The following is a 544-nucleotide window of genomic DNA, read 5'->3' as shown; positions in this document are numbered from 1 at the left end:
ACGATCACGATGCTGCTGCGCAACACCCTGGCGGCCTTCCGGGCGCGCACCGGCCCCGGCGCCGCGCCTTGAGCCTGCTCCGGACCCCGCTCTTCGAGCTCCACCGCCGGCTCGGCGCGCGGCTCGTGCCCTTCGCCGGCTTCGAGATGCCGGTGCAGTACGCGGGCATCCTCGCCGAGCACGCCGCGGTGCGCAGCGCCGCGGGCCTCTTCGACGTGTCGCACATGGGGCAGCTCCACCTGCGCGGGCCGGGAGCCGTGGCGGCGCTGGAGCGGCTCGTGAGCTGCCCGGTGGCGTCCCTGAAGCCGGGGCGCGTGCGCTACGGCCTGCTCTGCAACGAGGCGGGCGGGATCGTCGACGACGTCACCGTCTACCGCCTCGCCGGCGACGCCTTCATGCTGTGCGTGAACGCCGCCAACGTCGAGAAGGACTGGCGCTGGGTCGTGCGCCACGCGGGCGACGGGGTCAGCGCGGCGGACCGCAGCGCCGAGACCGCGCTCCTCGCGCTCCAGGGCCCCGCTGCAGCGGCCGTGCTGGCGCCCCT

1 protein-coding gene is annotated in these 544 nt (G+C 75.7%); it reads left to right on the top strand.

Annotated elements, in window-relative coordinates:
* Nucleotides 1-68: 68 nt before the first annotated feature.
* On the top strand, nt 69-544 hold a 476-nt coding region (locus L6Q96_23570; GenBank protein ID MCK6557526.1), incomplete at its 3' end, for a glycine cleavage system aminomethyltransferase GcvT.

Source organism: Candidatus Binatia bacterium (assembly GCA_023150935.1).
GTDB lineage: Bacteria > Desulfobacterota > Binatia > HRBIN30 > HRBIN30 > JAKLJW01.
This window is presented reverse-complemented; position numbering and strand designations above follow the sequence as displayed.